General features: G+C 62.0%; 21 protein-coding genes. 2 read left to right on the plus strand and 19 right to left on the minus strand.

All coding sequences use genetic code 11. From position 1 onward, the window contains the following. Positions 1–25 precede the first annotated feature (25 nt). Positions 26–1,021, minus strand: a complete 996-nt coding sequence (gene trbB, locus ACQZ6J_RS14655; protein ID WP_449084579.1) for a P-type conjugative transfer ATPase TrbB — start codon at positions 1,019–1,021, stop codon at positions 26–28. Between the two features lie 234 nt (positions 1,022–1,255). On the opposite strand from trbB, the gene ACQZ6J_RS14660 reads away from it, so the two are divergent. Continuing rightward, positions 1,256–1,687 carry a hypothetical protein gene (locus ACQZ6J_RS14660; RefSeq protein WP_449084580.1) on the plus strand — a complete coding sequence of 144 codons (432 nt, stop codon included), beginning with the start codon at positions 1,256–1,258 and terminating at the stop codon, positions 1,685–1,687. 38 nt (positions 1,688–1,725) lie between these two features. Here ACQZ6J_RS14660 and ACQZ6J_RS14665 read toward each other — a convergent pair whose 3' ends face one another. The 17 genes from ACQZ6J_RS14665 to ACQZ6J_RS14745 form a co-directional block, all read right to left on the minus strand. Then, positions 1,726–2,166, minus strand: coding sequence for a CopG family transcriptional regulator (locus ACQZ6J_RS14665; RefSeq protein WP_449084709.1), 441 nt, complete (start codon positions 2,164–2,166; stop codon positions 1,726–1,728). Between the two features lie 5 nt (positions 2,167–2,171). Continuing rightward, entirely contained in the window at positions 2,172–4,157 is a 1,986-nt protein-coding gene (locus ACQZ6J_RS14670; RefSeq protein WP_449084581.1) for a conjugal transfer protein TraG, read from the minus strand. Between the two features lie 113 nt (positions 4,158–4,270). After that, positions 4,271–5,452 (minus strand): AlbA family DNA-binding domain-containing protein, encoded by a 1,182-nt coding sequence (locus ACQZ6J_RS14675; protein ID WP_449084582.1) that lies wholly within the window; start codon positions 5,450–5,452, stop codon positions 4,271–4,273. 71 nt (positions 5,453–5,523) lie between these two features. Next, complete coding sequence (locus ACQZ6J_RS14680) at positions 5,524–7,263, minus strand: relaxase/mobilization nuclease domain-containing protein (protein WP_449084583.1); 1,740 nt, start codon at positions 7,261–7,263, stop codon at positions 5,524–5,526. A 243-nt stretch (positions 7,264–7,506) separates the two neighbouring features. Continuing rightward, positions 7,507–8,214, minus strand: a complete 708-nt coding sequence (locus ACQZ6J_RS14685) for a lytic transglycosylase domain-containing protein (RefSeq protein WP_449084584.1) — start codon at positions 8,212–8,214, stop codon at positions 7,507–7,509. 4 nt (positions 8,215–8,218) lie between these two features. Then, positions 8,219–8,551: a DUF736 domain-containing protein gene (locus ACQZ6J_RS14690; protein ID WP_449084585.1), complete on the minus strand. Its 333-nt coding sequence runs from the start codon at positions 8,549–8,551 to the stop codon at positions 8,219–8,221. Between the two features lie 10 nt (positions 8,552–8,561). Beyond that, positions 8,562–9,164: a S26 family signal peptidase gene (locus ACQZ6J_RS14695; RefSeq protein ID WP_449084586.1), complete on the minus strand. Its 603-nt coding sequence runs from the start codon at positions 9,162–9,164 to the stop codon at positions 8,562–8,564. Then, on the minus strand, positions 9,161–9,658 hold the full coding sequence (locus ACQZ6J_RS14700; protein ID WP_449084710.1) for a DUF2840 domain-containing protein: 498 nt from the start codon (positions 9,656–9,658) through the stop codon (positions 9,161–9,163). The genes ACQZ6J_RS14695 and ACQZ6J_RS14700 overlap by 4 nt, the downstream gene beginning before the upstream one ends. Positions 9,659–9,876: 218 nt before the next feature. Next, the gene (locus ACQZ6J_RS14705; RefSeq protein WP_449084587.1) at positions 9,877–11,043 is read right to left on the minus strand and encodes a replication initiator protein A; all 1,167 of its coding nucleotides are present in this window, start codon (positions 11,041–11,043) and stop codon (positions 9,877–9,879) included. A 16-nt stretch (positions 11,044–11,059) separates the two neighbouring features. Beyond that, positions 11,060–11,341 (minus strand): helix-turn-helix transcriptional regulator, encoded by a 282-nt coding sequence (locus tag ACQZ6J_RS14710; RefSeq protein ID WP_449084588.1) that lies wholly within the window; start codon positions 11,339–11,341, stop codon positions 11,060–11,062. Between the two features lie 135 nt (positions 11,342–11,476). Continuing rightward, positions 11,477–12,031, minus strand: a complete 555-nt coding sequence (locus tag ACQZ6J_RS14715) for a DUF2285 domain-containing protein (protein ID WP_449084589.1) — start codon at positions 12,029–12,031, stop codon at positions 11,477–11,479. After that, the gene (locus tag ACQZ6J_RS14720) at positions 11,988–12,242 is read right to left on the minus strand and encodes a transcriptional regulator domain-containing protein (RefSeq protein ID WP_449084590.1); all 255 of its coding nucleotides are present in this window, start codon (positions 12,240–12,242) and stop codon (positions 11,988–11,990) included. Before ACQZ6J_RS14720 ends, ACQZ6J_RS14715 begins: the two co-directional genes overlap by 44 nt. A gap of 104 nt (positions 12,243–12,346) precedes the next feature. Then, the gene (locus tag ACQZ6J_RS14725) at positions 12,347–12,634 is read right to left on the minus strand and encodes a DNA -binding domain-containing protein (protein WP_449084711.1); all 288 of its coding nucleotides are present in this window, start codon (positions 12,632–12,634) and stop codon (positions 12,347–12,349) included. A gap of 242 nt (positions 12,635–12,876) precedes the next feature. Next, the gene (locus ACQZ6J_RS14730) at positions 12,877–13,203 is read right to left on the minus strand and encodes a DUF736 domain-containing protein (RefSeq protein WP_449084591.1); all 327 of its coding nucleotides are present in this window, start codon (positions 13,201–13,203) and stop codon (positions 12,877–12,879) included. A gap of 561 nt (positions 13,204–13,764) precedes the next feature. After that, positions 13,765–14,208 (minus strand): hypothetical protein, encoded by a 444-nt coding sequence (locus tag ACQZ6J_RS14735; RefSeq protein WP_449084592.1) that lies wholly within the window; start codon positions 14,206–14,208, stop codon positions 13,765–13,767. Positions 14,209–14,350: 142 nt separating this feature from the next. Beyond that, positions 14,351–14,518, minus strand: a complete 168-nt coding sequence (locus ACQZ6J_RS14740; RefSeq protein ID WP_008125146.1) for a hypothetical protein — start codon at positions 14,516–14,518, stop codon at positions 14,351–14,353. A gap of 239 nt (positions 14,519–14,757) precedes the next feature. After that, positions 14,758–15,657 (minus strand): LysR family transcriptional regulator, encoded by a 900-nt coding sequence (locus ACQZ6J_RS14745; RefSeq protein WP_449084593.1) that lies wholly within the window; start codon positions 15,655–15,657, stop codon positions 14,758–14,760. Positions 15,658–15,783: 126 nt separating this feature from the next. Between ACQZ6J_RS14745 and ACQZ6J_RS14750 the strand changes: the two genes are divergently transcribed. Further along, complete coding sequence (locus tag ACQZ6J_RS14750) at positions 15,784–16,560, plus strand: NAD(P)H-dependent oxidoreductase (protein WP_449084594.1); 777 nt, start codon at positions 15,784–15,786, stop codon at positions 16,558–16,560. A 10-nt stretch (positions 16,561–16,570) separates the two neighbouring features. Here ACQZ6J_RS14750 and ACQZ6J_RS14755 read toward each other — a convergent pair whose 3' ends face one another. Then, complete coding sequence (locus ACQZ6J_RS14755; protein ID WP_449084595.1) at positions 16,571–17,494, minus strand: DUF2493 domain-containing protein; 924 nt, start codon at positions 17,492–17,494, stop codon at positions 16,571–16,573. Positions 17,495–17,740 lie beyond the last annotated feature (246 nt).

Genomic DNA, 17,740 nt, shown 5'->3' on the forward strand with positions numbered 1-17,740 from the left:
ACAGGCGGGAATCGGAGGGGCATGGCTATTCTCCTTTCGGGAGCGGTTGGCGGTCGGGGAAAAAGCGTGCGGGGGCGACACGGTAGTCGCCGTCAGGCCCGAGTCCTTCGACCCGGGCAAGTTCAGAGAGGTGGCGCGCGGAGCCGCGACCGGAGAGCACTGCCACGATGTCGATGGTCTCGGCGATCAGTGCCTTGGGAACGGTGACGACAGCTTCCTGAACGAGCTGTTCGAGCCGGAGGAGCGCACCGACACTGGTGCCGGCGTGGATGGTGCCGATGCCGCCGGGATGCCCCGTTCCCCAAAGCTTCAAGAGATCGAGGGCTTCCGGGCCTCGCACCTCGCCGACGATGATGCGATCGGGCCGCAAGCGCATCGCCGAGCGCGCCAGATCGGTCAGATTGGCGATAAAATCCTTGGTGCGCATCGGCACCTTGTTCTCGGACTGGCTTTGAAGCTCGCGCGTATCCTCGATAATGAGAAGCCGGTCCCGCGCCTTCGCGACTTCGGCCAGCAGCGCGTTGGTGAGCGTCGTCTTGCCAGTGCCCGTGCCGCCGGCGACCAGCACATTGGCGTGCGAGGCGACGGCCTCGCGCAGCAATGCCGCCTGATCGGCGGTCATCGTTCCCGCCGAAACATAGTCGTCGAGAGTAAAGACCGAGATCGCGGGCTTACGGATGGCGAAAGCCGGACCGGTGACGATTGGAGGCAGGAGGCCTTCGAAGCGTTCGCCGTTGTCGGGCAGCTCGGCCGAAACACGCGGAGCGCCTCCATGAACCTCCGCGCCGACATGGTGAGCAACCAGTCGGATGATGCGTTCGCCGTCCGCGGGCATGATGCGCTCGCCCGTGTCGAACATACCCTCCGAGAGACGGTCGATCCACAGGCGACCGTCCGGGTTCAGCATCACCTCGACGACGCTGGGATCTTCCAGAAATCGGGCGATGGCAGCACCCAGCGCGGTGCGCAGCATCCGTGCGCTACGCGCAAAGCCTTCCGAATTTCGATGTGAGACTGCCATCCGATCCCCGTTTCTCGCCGGGGAAGTCAGACGGTCCCCGGACGGGGATGATTAAAAGAGCCGGAAATTCCGGCGTTTCAACAAGGAATTAGCGTCGTAGTAGTATAGAGAGCAAATACAGGAAAACGGCGGTTGAGCTTTGTCCTAGACATATTCGATCTTAAGCTCGCAACCTCAATGCGATAACAAATCGCATTGTGCCGATGATTCGATTTCGAGCTATTGGAGTATGAATTGAGCAGCAATCCAGAAGACATTTTCAGTCAGCTACAGTCCCAAAACGCAGCATCGAAGGGACCAAAGAACCCCAAGTTATCGGCGCGACAAAAATACAATCGCCGGAAGATATGGCTATCGCATGCTCTCGATCAAATGGAGATCTCCATTGCTGACCTGCTTTCGCAGGAAGGAGCAGTCTATAAACGAGCCGAGATCGACACTCTGAAAAATGCAATAGAGGAATTTAGAAAGACAACAGAGCTGAAAGCTCCCGAGCCGGCCGCCCTTACGCAGGAGGAGATCGACGGTTTCACGGATATGTTGAGCAATCTGCAACCGTGGGAACCGCCTTCAAAAGAAGAGCTTGCCTCACTGTATGCGTCGCTTGAACTGGCGGTAGAAGCTGATGATGATCCCCCTGATAATGACGGACTGAGTGAAACTTGATGCAAGAAGAGCAATCGGACTTCGTAAAACCTGAACGATCATGATGTCGGCTCGTCCGATCGTGCGGTGACATCCTCGGAAATCTCCTGCCGCAGCTTCGGCCCTTGGGCCAGCCGTCGGCCGAGCGCGGTCACGAACGCTTCATAGCGTTCAGTAGCTTTGGCGCGTGCCGCTTGCGCCGCCGGTTCGGGCAAGGCTGGCGTGGTCGTAAGCCAGAAACGGACGAATACGGCCAGCGTTTCGACCGAGATGCCAAGATCGCGCTCCAACCGCGTCATGCGGCGGTCGATCTGATCGAGGCGCTTGGCAATCAGTGCCTCCCGCCGTTCGACGTCGTCCGGCGACAGAAACGAGGCGACGGCCGCCTCCACGATCAAAGACATCGGCTGCTCCCGGCGAGCCGCATAATCCGAGAGGATCGTCATGACGTCCGGTTCGAGATAGACGGAGATCTGCGCTTTCTTCTTTCGGCCGGTCATGGTGCTCACAGCTCCATCCCGTCATTCGGATCAAGCGAGACCTGCCGTGCCACGCCTTGCATGAGACGGGTCATCCGACGGTTCCGGGTGGCTTCCTCCTCCATCTCGTCTGGGGGATCGATCTCGAACTCGTTCTCGATGGGCTCCCTCTTCTCGACGGGTTTCACGCAGCCCAATTCTGGCTGCTGGCGGCGCTCGGATTCGGTCGGATCCTCATACTCCTCGGCGGAGCCCGCCACAGCTTCGTCAAACGGGGCACGGGTCGGGATCGGCAGGCGGCTCCAGTCGTCCGGATGCGGCTCGCTGGTGCGGACCAGTTTCGGCGGCGGCATTATGCGCTCCTGAAACCTGACATCCTCGAAGTATCGCGCCTTCTTGGCCCGGATCGGCGGTGTTCCCGCGACCATGACGATTTCGTCAACCGGCGGAAGCTGCATGATCTCGCCAGGCGTAAGCAGCGGCCGCGCGGTTTCCGAGCGCGAGACCATCAAATGCCCGAGCCAGGGCGACAGCCGATGCCCGGCATAGTTCTTCATCGCCTTCATCTCGGTGGCGGTGCCGAGCGCGTCGCTCACCCTCTTCGCAGTCCTCTCGTCATTCGTGGCGAACGACACCCTCACATGGCAGTTGTCGAGGATCGAATTGTTCGGCCCATAGGCTTTCTCGATCTGGTTCAGCGACTGGGCGATCAGGAATGATTTGAGGCCATAGCCCGCCATGAAGGCCAAGGCGCTCTCGAAGAAATCCAGCCTGCCCAATGCAGGAAACTCGTCCAGCATCAGCAGCAGCCGGTGGCGGCCGCCCTTCGCCTGCAGATCCTCGGTCAGGCGGCGGCCAATCTGGTTGAGGATCAAGCGGATCAGCGGCTTGGTGCGATTGATGTCGGACGGCGGAACGACGAGGTAGAGCGTCGTCGGGCGTTTGCCACCGACGATGTCGGTAATGCGCCAGTCGCAGTGCCGCGTCACCTCGGCGACGACAGGATCGCGGTACAGGCCCAGAAACGACATGGCGGTCGACAGCACGCCGGATCGCTCGTTGTCGGATTTGTTCAGCAGCTCACGCGCCGCCGACGCGATGACCGGGTGCGGACCTCCTTCACCGAGATGCGCGGTCTTCATCATGGCTGCGAGCGTCGATTCGATCGGCCGTTTCGGATCGGACAGAAATGCCGCGACGCCGGCGAGCGTCTTGTCCTGCTCGGCATAAAGGACATGCAGGATCGCGCCGACCAGCAGCGCGTGGCTGGTCTTCTCCCAATGGTTCCTTTTGTCCAGCGACCCTTCCGGATCGACCAGGATGTCGGCAATGTTCTGGACGTCGCGGACCTCCCATTCACCCCGCCGCACCTCGAGCAGCGGATTGTAGGCGGCCGATCGTGCATTGGTCGGGTCGAACAGCAGCACGCGGCCGTGCCGGGATCGGAAGCCGGCGGTGAGCATCCAGTTCTCACCCTTGATGTCGTGGACGATGGCCGAACCCGGCCAGGTGAGCAGCGAAGGCACGACCAGGCCGACGCCCTTGCCCGATCTCGTAGGCGCAAAACATAGGACATGCTCCGGGCCATCATGCCGCAGATAGGCCCGATCGAGCCTGCCGAGAACAACGCCGTCGGGGCCGAGCAGGCCGGCGGCCTCCACTTCCTCCGGCTCGGCCCAGCGCGCCGAGCCATAGGTCGCAACATTCTTCGCCTCGCGCGCCCGCCAGACCGACATGCCGATCGCAACCGCGATGGCGATGAAGCCGCCAGACGCCGCGATCATGCCACCTTCGACGAAGATCGGCGGCGCATAGGCATCGTAGAAGTACCACCACCAGAAGAAGGCCGGCGGGTAATAGACCGGCCAGCCGACGATCTGGAACCAAGGGTGACCGAGCTGCGGCTGGAAACCGAGCTGCCAGGCCGTCCACTGTGTCGCGCCCCAGGTCGTCATCAGCACGATCAGAAGGACGGTGAGGATCTGGCCCCAGAGGATTTTCGTCGCGGACACGGCCATTCCCTCAATGGATGGTGTCCGTCAACTCCGACTTCTAAGCGGCAAAACGCAAGCAATTTCAAAGTATCGTACAAGCGCCGGATAAAAATACAGGCAAACGGCTGAGTTCAGCGCTGTACATATCGCCCCGACTGGTCGTAGTTCGGCGAGCCACGTTGACCAAAGGAGTTCCACATGAGATCGAACAAAGGCTTGAGCGAAGTTGCCGGCTCCTCCACGGCCCCGGCGGCGTCAAGTGTCAGCTCCGGCAGAATAATCCGGTCGGCTCTATGCGGATAAGCAATTCCACCACGCCATTCGTCGATTGGAGCCGACACACCGCGTACACCAAGAAGGCTTACCAGCACCGCATAGGGCGCAGGTATGGATCGTCTTTTGTATTCGCCGAAAATCTGGCGCAGACCCGAGATTACATCTTCCTCAACGCCTGTCAGGGAGACGTTGCGCTGGCCGTCCTTCCCGCCAATGTGTATCTTTGCCACCGCCTCCGCGATACCATTGCGAAAGAGCGTCGAAAATGCGCGGACGGTTTCAAATCGCTCCTCGGGTCCTGAATAACTGACCAGGCCGTCAAGCGAGTACATTGGATTTGCACCGCTTGCTCCAAGAGGCCATGGCCACATGGTCCCGCCCCGTTCATCGAAAGACAGTTGAACGCCATCCGTGAAAGATGCCCGTGGCACGACTTGCAGGATCAGCCGTCCGTCACCCTCCTTACCAACTGCAAGAGGTCCCTCGTTGTTCGTCAGGACTTCAAGCCGCTCGGCGCGGAAACGTCTAATCCTCTCTTCAACCTCGGAAGCAAACAGGAAAGCTCTACGCAATTCCTCTACAGACATCGGATGTTTTCCATTTTCGTCGCGGATGAAGAAACGGTGGTCTTTGGCGACGGTCACACGATGGGGCGCGCTCCAGCTCCGCGCGACCTTGATCACCAGAGCGCCCCGTTCGGCTCCCAAGGCAATCCACTTGATCCGGAGATCAAGGAGCGGTGGTTCGAACGACGAACGAATGGCTTCAGAAACCGCCCGAACCAACCCGTCAGGATCCCGTTCGGTTACACCGCAAACGTCTGATGCAATCCCATTTTGTTCATCAATGCCGATGAGCAGGTATCCGCCGAGTGCATTGGCCATTGCCGAGACATCCGCGGCAAACTCCCGTCTGTCGTCATCCTTGCGCCCATAGTGATCGCGCTTGAACTCAAGTTGGCGGCCTTCGGGAATTCCCTCGTCGACGAGAGCCTGGAGATCGGTCAAAGAAATTTCATCGAATTCTTTAGTAAACATCGAATCGCTCTTGGGATTTAGTGTTCAGAGTGTCGTATTTGAGAACCCCCAACAAGAACGGGTTATTGGTTTTACAATCCCAATCCCCGTTTGCGGCCAAAACTCCAGTCGATGCCGCCGTCATTGCGGGCGACACCGGAGACGTGGCGGCCAAGCTGCTTTTCGAGGGACGGACTCCAGGGAACGAGCTGGAAGCCGAGGCCGTCGTCGATCATGGCGAAGCGGCCGGAGGCGAGCGTAAAGCGCTGGCGATAGGTGCCGGCGACATATTCGCCACTGCCAGCGCGGTTGAATGGCTGCCCCCTCTCGGTGGCGAGCTTCTCGCCAAGCGCATCGAGTTCGCGGCGGCGCAAGGTGTCGACCAGCCGGCGGGCGAATACCACGCTACGTCCCTGACGGTCGGCAAGACCCTGCTCGACAAGATGGTCAGCACGGCGGTCCATGGCCTGCTGCACCTCGGCGCCGAAGCCGCCATCGGAGAGCGACAATGGCTCTCTTGCCACCGCCTGCCGGTCGAGCCAAGTCGCGCCCGATACGGTGACCTGTCGCTCGATGTCGAGATCGGAGCGAACGGCGAGCGCGGCACGGCGCTCACCGCGCGCGTCATCGAACTTGCGCAGCTCGACAATCGAGCCGGGAGCGCTGTCGCCGGCCGCATCGAGATCGGGCAGCTTGATGTGATGGGCGCGGCCATCGACGCCGTCGACGACAGCATAGGCCGAGCCCTTCAGCTCGTCGTCGAGACCGCGATCGACCAGGCGGCCGATGATCGGCTCATCGAGGCTCTCACCGGCCAGCACATAGCTGGCCGAGCCGCGTTCGATGCCGCAGTCCGTCAGCGCCTTGTGCATGCGCTTGATAATGTCACCGCGCTCGCCGAGTTCGCGCAGCACCGCTTCGGCTTCCGGCTTGATGGACCATTGCGAGTGGCCAACCTGTCCAGCCAGACCAAGGACTTCCAGCTTGCGCAGCCGTCCGACCTTCAGGGCATGAAACTCGTCTGGCTGGCGATCCGGTTGCGGCGCAAGATCGATGATGCCGGTTTCTCGTGCATCCCGGACAAGCTGACGGTCGAGCTGGGTCCATCGCTCCGCTTCAATCTGGCGCTCCAGCGTGCGGCGGATGTCGAGGTCGGTGCGCGGCCCCAGCTCCTGGGTGATGAGATCTCGCGCCCGGTCGCGCATCCCCTCCTTGATGTAGTCGCGCGAAATGACGAGATCCTGGCCGTCGTCGCGGACGCCGCGCACGATCAGGTGGACATGGGGATGCTCGGTGTTCCAGTGATCGACGGCCACCCAGTCGAGCCGGGTGCCGAGGTCCTTCTCCATCTGCCGGACGAGATCACGGGTAAAAGATTTGAGATCCGACATTTCCACAGCGTCGTCCGGCGAGACGATGAACCGGAAATGATGACGGTCATCCCGGCACCGCCCGGCAAAGGCGCTGGCGTCAGCATTCCCAGTGTCCGGCCCGAACAGGCGGGCCTTTTCCCCGTCACGGGTCACGCCCTCTCGGCGCAAATAATTGAGGTGGGTGCCGAGCGGCGCGGTGCGTGCCGAATGACGCACGACACGCGCCTTGACGACGGCGCCGCGCGAGCGCGACGAAATCAGTCGATTGGCCTGGATGCTGGCGCGCTGGCCGTGACCGAAGCGCGAGCGATTGCCGGCGACCACGCGGCCGGAGCGCGATACGCCGCCGCCAGCCTTCTTCGCCGCGGCGAGCGCCTGCGCGATGAAGGGCCGCGCCGATTGCGCCCGGCTGGACCGAATGCGCCCTGAACGGACGCGGAACTCGCGCTCATCGGCCATGGCGCAGCCCCGCAATGTTCAAAAGATCGCGCAGAAACAGGGTGCTGGACCGCTTACGAACATTGCGGCAAAGCTGGGAAATGTTCGCAACGGGCCAGAAACCCAAACAAAAACAAACCCCCGACCGCCGCGCAATGTGCGCCCTTTTATCCTGCCATCCTCCGGTTGCTGCTCCTGCCTCCACTCCCGGCACCCTCCATGATGCGCCAGAGCCCGACAGGATGCGAAAGGGCCGGTTGACCGTCATTGCGGACCGTCCCCCTCGCGCCGGGCGAGGAAAATGGCATCTGGTTGCGATCCGGCGACGTGATCGTCCTGCGCCGGAACAGAAGGTTGCCGGCCGTTCGACGGGTGATCGGCGGCTCGACCATCGGCAGGCCGGCGGTTGTCGCCGCGCGCCACGAAGAGCGGCGCCTCGCGCCAATCAGCCGGTGGCTGGAGCGCGGTTCGCGGCCTGTCCCGGGGGACCGTACTGCCCAGAGCGGGTTCGAGCAAAGCGACATAGGCACGCGTTTCAGCCGGCAGGGAACGGCCGGTTGCGAGGTATTCGTCGTAGCGCGCCGGTCCCGCATTGTAAGCCGCGAGCATGGCCGAAACCGTGCCGTAGCGATCGAGCATCTCGCGCAGATAGGCCGTGCCGGCGATGATGTTGTCGCGCGGATCGAACGGGTCGCGCCCAAGCCGATAACGCGCGCGCAATTCGGCCCATGTGCCGGGCATGATCTGCATCAGCCCAATAGCTCCGGCGGTGGAGATCGCACGCGGATTGTCCGCGCTTTCGGTACGCATCACCGCCCTGATCCAATGGACCGGAATACCAGAGCGTCGGGACGCTTCGACAATGTGTGCCGCGTAACGATCGTCCCGCGCCAGCGATGCGGGCGTCGCAAATGCGGTGGCCGACAGACCGGAAAGGAGGAGGAAGGTGAAGCGCCAGGAAAGGCCGCTCATGAGATCAACTTCCCCCGCTGCGCCTGTGACGCCGGCTCCAATGCAGCGACCAGGATGCGCCGTTGTCGTCGTTGCGAAACAGAGTGGTGCGAAGGGGCTGCGGCAGCATGGGATCGTCGATGAGAAGAGCAATGTATTCGCCGGCTCGTTCACCCGTGCGGTTCCAGCCTACGCCGATCGCTGGCCCGTCCTCGCCCTGATAGACGCGATAGTCCGGCGCATTTTCGACGTCGGAGGGCTCAACCCGAACGATGTTAATGTCCCGGTTCAGCGTGAAGGTGTGGATGCGGCCTGCAAAGCCTGTCGCGTCGCGTGAAAACGTGCCGATCTGTGGCATGAATGCCTCCTTATGGGCGGTGTGAGAGAGGGCCGAGGCCTGTGGCTCCGGCCGATCGGTCGGCAATCGAGGTACCACTCGGTGCCCAGACAAAGTGACCGTCGCCGTTCTCGTCCGTGTAGATCGGGGTCGCTCGGCCGATGACGGTTTGTGCCGCGACAGGACCAAAGTAGCGACCGTCGAAGCTATCCCGGACGCCAGAATTCATCAGGAACAGCTCACCGTTGGTAATGCGCCGGCAGCCCTGCCAGACCGGCAGTTGGCGGCCGCGCCGATCACGGTCCAACGCGGCGCCAAGCGGCATGCCGTCGACCGTGACGGCGCTTCCGATCCGGCAGACTTGCTGACCGGGCAGAGCTGCGACGCGCTTCAGCAAAGGCACGCCACGTCCGATATAGCCGTGCTGCACCATGAAGCCTGCGACTGGGGCCGGCGGCATTATCGCAACCAGGTCGGCGACAGAAACCCGCCGTTCAGATTTGACGCGATAGAGACCGATCGGAACGCTCGCCGAAGCATTCCAGATGAACACGGTCGAGCTCTGGGGGTACAGGCAAGCCGCAACACCGATCGCCGCACAAGACATGAGCATGACAGGGACAAAGCGGGTCATTCTTCGATCTCCCGTCTCTTCAGCCAGGCCTTATGGCGAGCGGCTGTATAAGCAATCGGCTCCTGATGAGTGAGCAGTCGGTTGGCGACGTGGCGCCAGTGATCGGGTGCGACATCGCAGGCATCAATGCCGGTCGCCTCTATCGAATCGATATGACGCAGCACGCGTTCGACCCTGGGCCAGCCCTCGATCTTCAGGAGAATGTCGCCACCGGGACGCACAAACGGCAACGTCTGGTATGGCTCACCCGGCGCGACTGCGCGAACAATGTCGATGCGCGAGATAACGGTGCCAAAATCGTTGGCACCCCAGCGCACGAAGGCAAAGATGCTGTTCGGGCGAAAGGCAAGGACGGATCGGCTGCGGTCGAGCACCCGTTCGTGAACCTCGCGCCCGAACCTGATCCAATATTCAATCTTCTTGGCAACCCAGATCAGCTCGACATGGGTGAGATTATCCGCATTGTTGACGGACGGCGCGGTGCTGTCGGCCATCTGGGATCTCCATCGGTTCGGAATGAACGGGACAAGTGGCCGGTAGCATCGAACTGACGGCACATAAGCCGTCAGGCCACTGTGGTAGAAAACCACGCTTGGCTCGATCAGATGCCGCCGATTAAGGTGGTTGACCGCGGCCTGCGGGCAGAATTGTCGCTGAGATTGCGTCAGCGCCATTGCGCCGAGACCGCTCTTCCGCTCAAGTTGCGCCGTCCTCATCGCACACCCTCAGGCCGGTCATCGAGAGGAAGCTCTGGTGCTTCGCTAGCATCGGAAATCGACACTATGTCCTTGCGAAGGAGTGTCGCCTTGTTAGCCTTTCGCGGCATTGAGCCAGGACGATCACGCCGTCCCGTAGCGATGGCTTTGCCATTGCGCGTGCGTGCTTCAAAGTTAGATTCTTGGTTAGAGTCTATGTTAGAAGCGCGAATTCGCTTTCCGGATCCATGCGTTAGGTCCTTTCTCGGTTCCCGATAGCACGTGCATCCAGTTCCCAATGGCACAATGGCGCGGGTTCCTGATGGCACGAGGCCGTCCACAGATCGTCCACAGGCCGCGCGTGGCTCAAAGGCGAGCAGGATCCGTCCGCCGAACTCCACCTCAAGAAACAGCGTGTAGCCCGGCAGAGGCTGGCGGCGGATCGTGTCGCGAAGCTCGAAGGCAAAGCGCTTGAAGGGCGAGAGGCTTCCGGATTTCTGATAGAGATGGCGGAAATCAAAACGCCAGCCGTCCCGCTGGCGACCACCATGCTTGCGCACTAGCCGATAGAGCCAGCGGTCAAGACCGCCGGTCAGATCGAAATAGGCGCGATCGATGGTCAAGATAAGTGCGTCATCGAGGACGGCGCGATAGAACCAGTCTGGCACGATCAGTTCGATGCCATCTGCCTTGCCATTTCGGTCGGTGCGCTCCTGCCACTCGTTGATCCAGGAGAAGCGATGTCGCCGGCGTTCGACCGGCTGGCGGATTGACGTGGAGACCGTGGTCGATTGCAACCGGTCGAGCGCAGCCTTGAGGCGTTGGTAGTCGCGCAGGGACGTGCCGCGACCGACAAAGGTGAGGATTTCGTAAGGCGTTGCCGCCATCAACCGCGAAGTACGAAGGCCGGCGTCTCGCGCCTCGACGATCTGGCTTGCCACCCAGATCAGGATGTCGGCGTCCCAGATCGTCGCCATGCCGTGATCGTGCACGGCTTCGACACGGATCGTGATGTTGCCGACGCTATAGTCTATCGGCTTGACGCGGTGCGTCTTGGATAGGGAGAAGAATGGATAGGCCATCAGATCCTGCGTGTCTCTCACTGCGAAATCGCCGGGCAAGGCTCGAACGAGTTCGAGTTGTCCACGCTGGAATTCGGATAAGGGCGGAGTCGGTTCTGCCATTGAAAGACACCTCTGATCAGCGGGAATAGCGGCCAGGCGTCGCGACCATGGCTGCGGTCTGGCGCTTGGCCGGCAGAACATCGCCACGCGGATCAGAGGTCGAGACGACAGCTCCTCGGGCAGCCCAGGCTTGCAGTTCATCGACGGAGTAGACGACGCGACCACCCAGTTTGCGATAGGCGGGTCCGGTTCCATAGGTGCGATGTTTTTCGAGGGTACGGGCGGACAGGCTGAGAAACTCGGCAGCTTCCTTGGTGCGCAGGAAGCGTGGCGGCAGAACGGCGAGATCAGGTCGCATGATCGTGTCTCCTTGGTTTTAAGAGTGAGCGCCGGCTTTAAGCGGCGGTTGGCGATCACTGTGGGGGAGAACGGGCTTCGCCGGGGATGGGGAAGTTGGCCAAGGCAAAATTGCCACCCTGCACGGGCAGATTCTCTAGGCCCTGCGTCGATGTCGCAGAAGCTTGAGGTAGCCACCGCCGATCAGAGCTGTCCCTCCTTCAACCAGCGAAATGGCAGCGTCGCGCAATGCGGATGTCTTCCAAGGGTTGGAGGCAACACGCTCGCTTCCGTAAAAGGCAATTGCGATGTCGCGATAGCTGGCGCCGTTACCGCGCCCGTCGGCGGCCTGCATCATCAGGCGCATACGCCGTCGCTGTTGCGCCGTCATGCGCGTATCCGGAGGGACCCGCCCGCCTTGCAGGGTACGCCAGAAGCGGCTCAGCGCTTCAAGTCGACTGAGAATGTCGGTATCCAGCGGTATCAATGCCGCCAGGGGTTTGCGTTCGGCCTTGCCTGAAAGAAGGAGAAGCTGCATAGCCTCATCGCCTTGATGGATGGTGTGGCACCCCTCGTTGCTGTGCCTACCAGGCGTAGAGCCCATCTCCGCCATCGTGGAAGCAAGCGGCAGGAAATCGGGCGATTGGGTGAGAATGACGATGGCTGGATCAGTCAGGGGAGACCAGAGCACCTCTTGTCCGAGCGCCGACAAATCGGGTCGCGCCGGGAAATCGCAACCCCCAGCGACGCTGTGCGTCAGGTGGTAGGGCGACGGATTCCTGCCCAGTCTTCACGAGGGCGCGAAAACATTGCTGATAGGGTTCGTGACGCCGGAGGCATTCCCAGGCCAAGCCCTCGATCGACAACCTATCAAAGAAGGCATAGGCATCACCATGGCGCCAGCGCGACGTATCTGGCTTCATCACTCAACTCCCTGCAGACGCAACATAAGTCGAGCGAAAATGATTCCGGCAATCTGTTCATGTGAGAAGGTCGGTGTCGTGCATCGGGTGATGCAACAAGAGCATCACCCGCCTTCGAGCGGATCGTCGGAACCGGACGTGGGTTTGCGCAGGAGGTGCTTGTAGCCAGCTTGGGTCATCCAACGCGCGCGTTCCAGATGACTGTCATGAACGCGCCGGGCACGCTCCGCCTCCAAGCGAGGATCGATGTCGAACAACACCTGCACGGCCTCACGCCAATCCGCGCCATCCGCTGCTGCATCGAGCAGACGCATGTAAAGTCTCATATGTGTCCGATCGTAGTCGGTAAGTTTGTGACCTACCGGCGCAATATCATCGAACGGTTCAATCACAGCCTTGCCCACATCCTATGTCCAGTCGGGAGTGAAGCGTAGATCATAGCAAAACCGACATCTGAGCGGAGGCTAAGATGAGGCATCAGGCGATGCGGATTGCGCATCACGCGCCGCAGAAGCGGAGGATTTACCTACTATTATCGGAGCTGGTGGCTTCGGTACTTGTAGCCGTCCGCTCATGCGCCTCGGTCGAGAATTCGAGGCCCCGACTTGTTAAGCCGGAGCCTCTTGGCCGCAATTTAGTCACTGCGTCGCCCGTTGGGGCGGGACCAGATCAGCGAGTAGGTGTCCTCACCCTCGTCGTCGAAGAGGTTCGCGTAGATCGGAGCGTTGAAGCTCGGATCGTCGAGCTTGAGGCCTAGATAGGGGCGGTCCTCGTTAGAGCGCTTGGACCAGGCGGCGCCGATTTCAGCGCGGCCGACCAGAACCCGGTGGCTGGGGGCGTTCTCGCCGGATGCGCGCTGGTCAGGGACGATGCGCACGTTCTTGGCCTGGACGCTGAGGGTGACGATTTCGCCGGTGAACTCGTTCGAGCCGGTCTTCTTGAAGGTGCCGATGGTTGCCATTGTAAATCTCCGTTTTCCGTTCCCGAGCCCGCACCATTGCGGCCTCGATGGCGATCGGCAGGCCGGAGGCGATCGACGGCGCACCCCGAAGGGGCCTGACAGCTAAGGAGGGCTTTCTTGTCTCGCGAGGAATGACGGCGCAGCCGGCAGGGGAAGAAAGTTTGACGCGGCTGTTGCGTCATAGGCGATCGAGGCGCAGCCGGCCTTCGGCCAGATCAGGCCATTGAAGAGGCCGTTTGGAGCGGTCGAGGCACGGTCAGATAACGGAGAAGATGGCGGCCGTCCCGCAACGGCAACCGGCGCCACGGCATGCTCACCGAATTCGTCTCCTCCCGCCAGGCCGACGCTGCTGCATCCTGGCTTTCCACCGGCGCCACCGAGATCGCCGTGCCGATGTCCGGTGCCCGCCAAGACACGGCTCTGCTCCCGCAGCGCTCCAACGAGGACCGCCTTTCCGGACCAGCGTCGATCCGCGTCGCACACGCCCATCGTTCCGGCATCAGACGAGGGGAGCGACCACGGCTACGGCTGCCCTGATCCTCCTGACGGCGATGACGAAGATCAGGCCCGTGCAAGGTCCCGGCCGGACGGGACCGGAGCCGTCGCCATTCCAGCGACCCGCACGAAGGCGGTGATGCCGACCGCGACCGCGCCGATGACGGAGAAGGTGATCTGCCACGCGTGGGACGGCATAAGGTGCTGCACGATGCCATGGGTGGCATGGAAGCCGGCGATCGCCGCAGGCGCGACGAAGGCTGCGGCCACGATCAGCTTCAACCACGTAGGCCGGACGAAGGTGATGAGCAGATGGCCGGCGGCGAGCGTGATCGCCGCCGCGACGGCGCCGACCAGGATCGCGCCCGGGATGCCGGCGCCCGTATCGTGCGCCCAAGCGCCCGCGGTCACGCCGACGAACGCCGGCAGCGCGAAGACGGCCAGCGTGAACAGCAGCCAGCAAAGCAGGCCTATCGCTGCGACGGATGCAAGTATTGCGAGGATGATCATGGCGGGTGGTCTCCGTATGGACAAGGTCTGACGGCCGCGCCTTCCACCACCACCACGGCGCGGCTGAAGTATAGCGCAAGAGCGCGCGTGCCGGGAGCGGAAATCGTCCGGGATCTCCGCACCTGCAGCCGGCTCGCCCCGGTCAAGGGGCGAAAGGATCGATCTCATGGACGATGGCGGCGGTGTCGCCGTCATATTCGCTGGCGGGCGTGACCGACAGCGTGCCGTCGCCGGCCTGGAAGATGATGATGGCGGCCATGAGGGTGGTGGCCAGGCTGAAGGCGAAGGCGTGTGCGTCGTTGAGGGACATCGATCCGGCTCCTGTTTCGAGCGGAGGACCATCCCCCGCTGACAGGCGCCCGATGCGTCGGACTGAGCGCTGCAATCACCGCGCAGGCGTAGCCGCAGCGGCGGCATGCTCGCATAGCTGACCCTTCACGGGTTGATGGCGTCAAGCGATCAGTCTGACCAAGGATCAGCGCAAATAGGCGGGGTGGCTTGCGCTCGGCGGGGGCCGAATTTCGGCCAAGAAGCCATCGCCTCTGTTGTTCAGGCCCTGCTCACCTCGGCAATTGCCTCCCGAAGCCATCTCTGGCCGACATGGTCCTGGGTACGCTCGTGCCACACCATGCCGACGGCGAAGCCTTCAACCGGGAAGGGTGGTTCTATGACGATCAGTTTTTCAGCGCGGCCGACGACAAGCCGACTGGGAACAAGTGCCACCAGCTCGGTCGTCGAAACGATGTCGATCAAGGACAGGAACGAATTGGCGGAGACTACGACCTTCCGTCGGTGGCCAAGCGCCTTTACCGCAGCATCGACAGGCGTGGAGAAATCCCGACCCCGAAGGGCCACGACGACATGATCAAGCTCGGCGTAGTCCGAGACGGTGAGCCCTGGTGGCAAATGCGGATGCCCCGCGCGACCGACCAGGACATAGCGTTCGTCGAAAAGGTGTCGTGTCCTGAGATTGGCAGGTGCGTCGTCCGGCGTCATGAGGGCGAGGTCGACTGCGCCCTGCGCCATTTCCTTTTCGAGACCGGCAATATCGAGGCTTCGCAACGCGATGCGCATGCCAGGAGCCTTTTCCCTGAGGCCGGCGATAAGCGGAGCGGCCACCGCCGACTGAAGATAGTCCGTGCAGGCGATAGCAACCGTCAAATCGGCGGTGGCGGGTTCGAAGCTGCGGTGTGAGGTGACGGTAGCACGCGCCAGTTCCAATGCGTGGCGAATGGGTTCCCGAAGCTCCTCCGACTTGGGCGTCGGGATCATGCCCCGCTGGGTCGGTACGAACAATTGGTCTCCGAACAGGTCCCGCAGCCGGTTCAGTTGCGCGCTGACAGCCGGCTGGCTGAGATTGAGCCTTGCCGCCGCCCGGGTCACGTTTTGCTCGGCGAGCAATGCCTCCAGGGTCACAAGTAGGTTGAGATCAAAACGGCTGCTATCCATGGAGATTATGATAGCTCACATATCTTCGAATTTCAAAGATGGCAGAGGTGAGGAGTATTCGGTGGTTCGCGGTCGGCCCAATCCCCTGGTCGATCCATGGTCCAGCCGAAAGTGGAGATATGAGATATGAAGAAGACAGTCCTCATCGTTTATGCACAGCCGGAACCCAGTTCGCTTACCCGCCACCTTGTCGATCAAGGCACTGAGATACTTCAGAAGCAGGGACATGATGTCCTGACCTCAGATCTTTATGCGACGAATTGGAAGGCGGTGTTCGACGCTGACGACTTTCCCGAACGGGCGGATATCAGGCGGTTGTCGTTCATCGATGAATCCCGGCACGCCTACAAGAACGGCTTTCAGACGCCTGATGTCGTCGCCGAGCAGAACAAGCTTCTTACCGCCGACGCGGTCATCCTCAAGTTTCCGCTCTGGTGGTTCAGCATGCCCGCGATCATGAAAGGGTGGGTCGAACGGGTTTATGCCTACAATTTTGCCTACGGCTACAAGGACGCCGGCAATGCATTCCGTTACGGCGACGGCATCTTGAGGGGCAAGCGGGCCATGCTGTCGGTCATGTGCGGTGGCCCGGCGGAGGATTATGCGCCCCGCGGCATCAATGGTCCCCTGGACGAGCTTTTGTTTCCGATCACCCACGGCATCTTGTTTTACCCGGGGATGGATGTCCTTCCGACTTTTGCGGTCTACGGCACGGGTCGTCTCGATGCGACCGGTGTTGCCTTGGCCGAGAAAGCTTGGCGCGAACGCCTTGAGGGGCTGTTCGACGACAGGCCCATCGCCTTCCGCCGCCAGAACGACGGCGACTTTCCCGACCGGCATGTCCTGGCCGATCATGTCGCGCCGGAAAGAACCGGGATCGCCGCGCACATCGCGCAGCGATGAGGGGCGGCGCTCACGCGCCGCCGAACTTCCAGACCGGGATGCCGAGCTTCTTGGCCTTGTCGGCGAGGTTGTCGTTGATGCCGGTGCCCGGGAAGTGCATCACACCCTTCGGCACGATCTCCAGCATTTCGTCGTTGCGCTTGAACGGCGCTGCCCGGCCGTGCTTGGTCCAGTCGGGAGCAAAGCCGATCTGCGGCACGTTGCGGTTCTTCGCCCAGAGCGATGCGATCTTCTCGGCGCCTTTCGGCGATTTGCCGTGGATCAGCACCATGTCGGGGTGCTTCTCATGGACTTGGTCGAGCTTGGTCCAGATCAGGCGATGGTTGTCGAAGTCGAGCCCGCCGGTGACGACGATCTTGGGGCCGGACGGGAGGAGCACCTCCTGGTCGGCGCGCTTCTTCGCCATCAGGAACTCGCGGCTGTCGATCATCGCCGAGGTCAGATTGCGACGGTTGACCTTGGAGCCGCTGCGCGGGAGCCAAGGCTTGCCGATATGGCGCTCGTAGTGTTCGGCGGCCTGGTCGCGCATCAGCTCGAAGGCGTTCTGGCGCTCGATCAGTGTCTTGCCCTCGGCGGTCAGGCGCTCCAGTTCGACCGATTTCACCTCGCTGCCGTCCTGTTCTCGCTGTGAGCGCTTTTGGGACTGTTCGTTGTCGTCCAGTTCCCAGCCGATCCGGTCGGTGGCGCGATGGAAGACGTTGACGGTCGACCAGAGGAGATCGTCGAGGTCGGGTTCGAGGCGCGTGTCCTCCAGAGTGCCGATCAGCGCGTCGAAGATGTCGGCGAGGGCGCCCGCGACCTGGTTGCCGTCAGGCAGAAGCCGCTGGTCTGGCTCGTCGGCGAAGGGTCGGTAGCCGTGGAGCTGGAGTTCGTTGAGGACATGGTCGGTTGGTGAGGATTCGTGGTGAGGTTCGTAGTCGCCGTGATCGTGCATGGGATGCTCCGTCGGTTGGACCGCGACCGTCGCGGCCTTCTTAGGCAGACGAAGCCCACGGGCCGGACGGCCGGGCACCCGGAGCGCAAGCGCAGGGCTCGATGGCTAAGGCCGGCTATTTTGCCTCGCGATGGAAAGCGGCCTTCAGGCCGCGCCGGAAAATAGTCGGCCGCCGCCATTGCCCGGCCAGCCGGCTTGTGGGCCGATCGCCCTCTCGAAGGCCGAGGCGCGGTCCCCCTCCGATGG

The organism is Rhizobium sp. A37_96 (genome assembly GCF_053521765.1).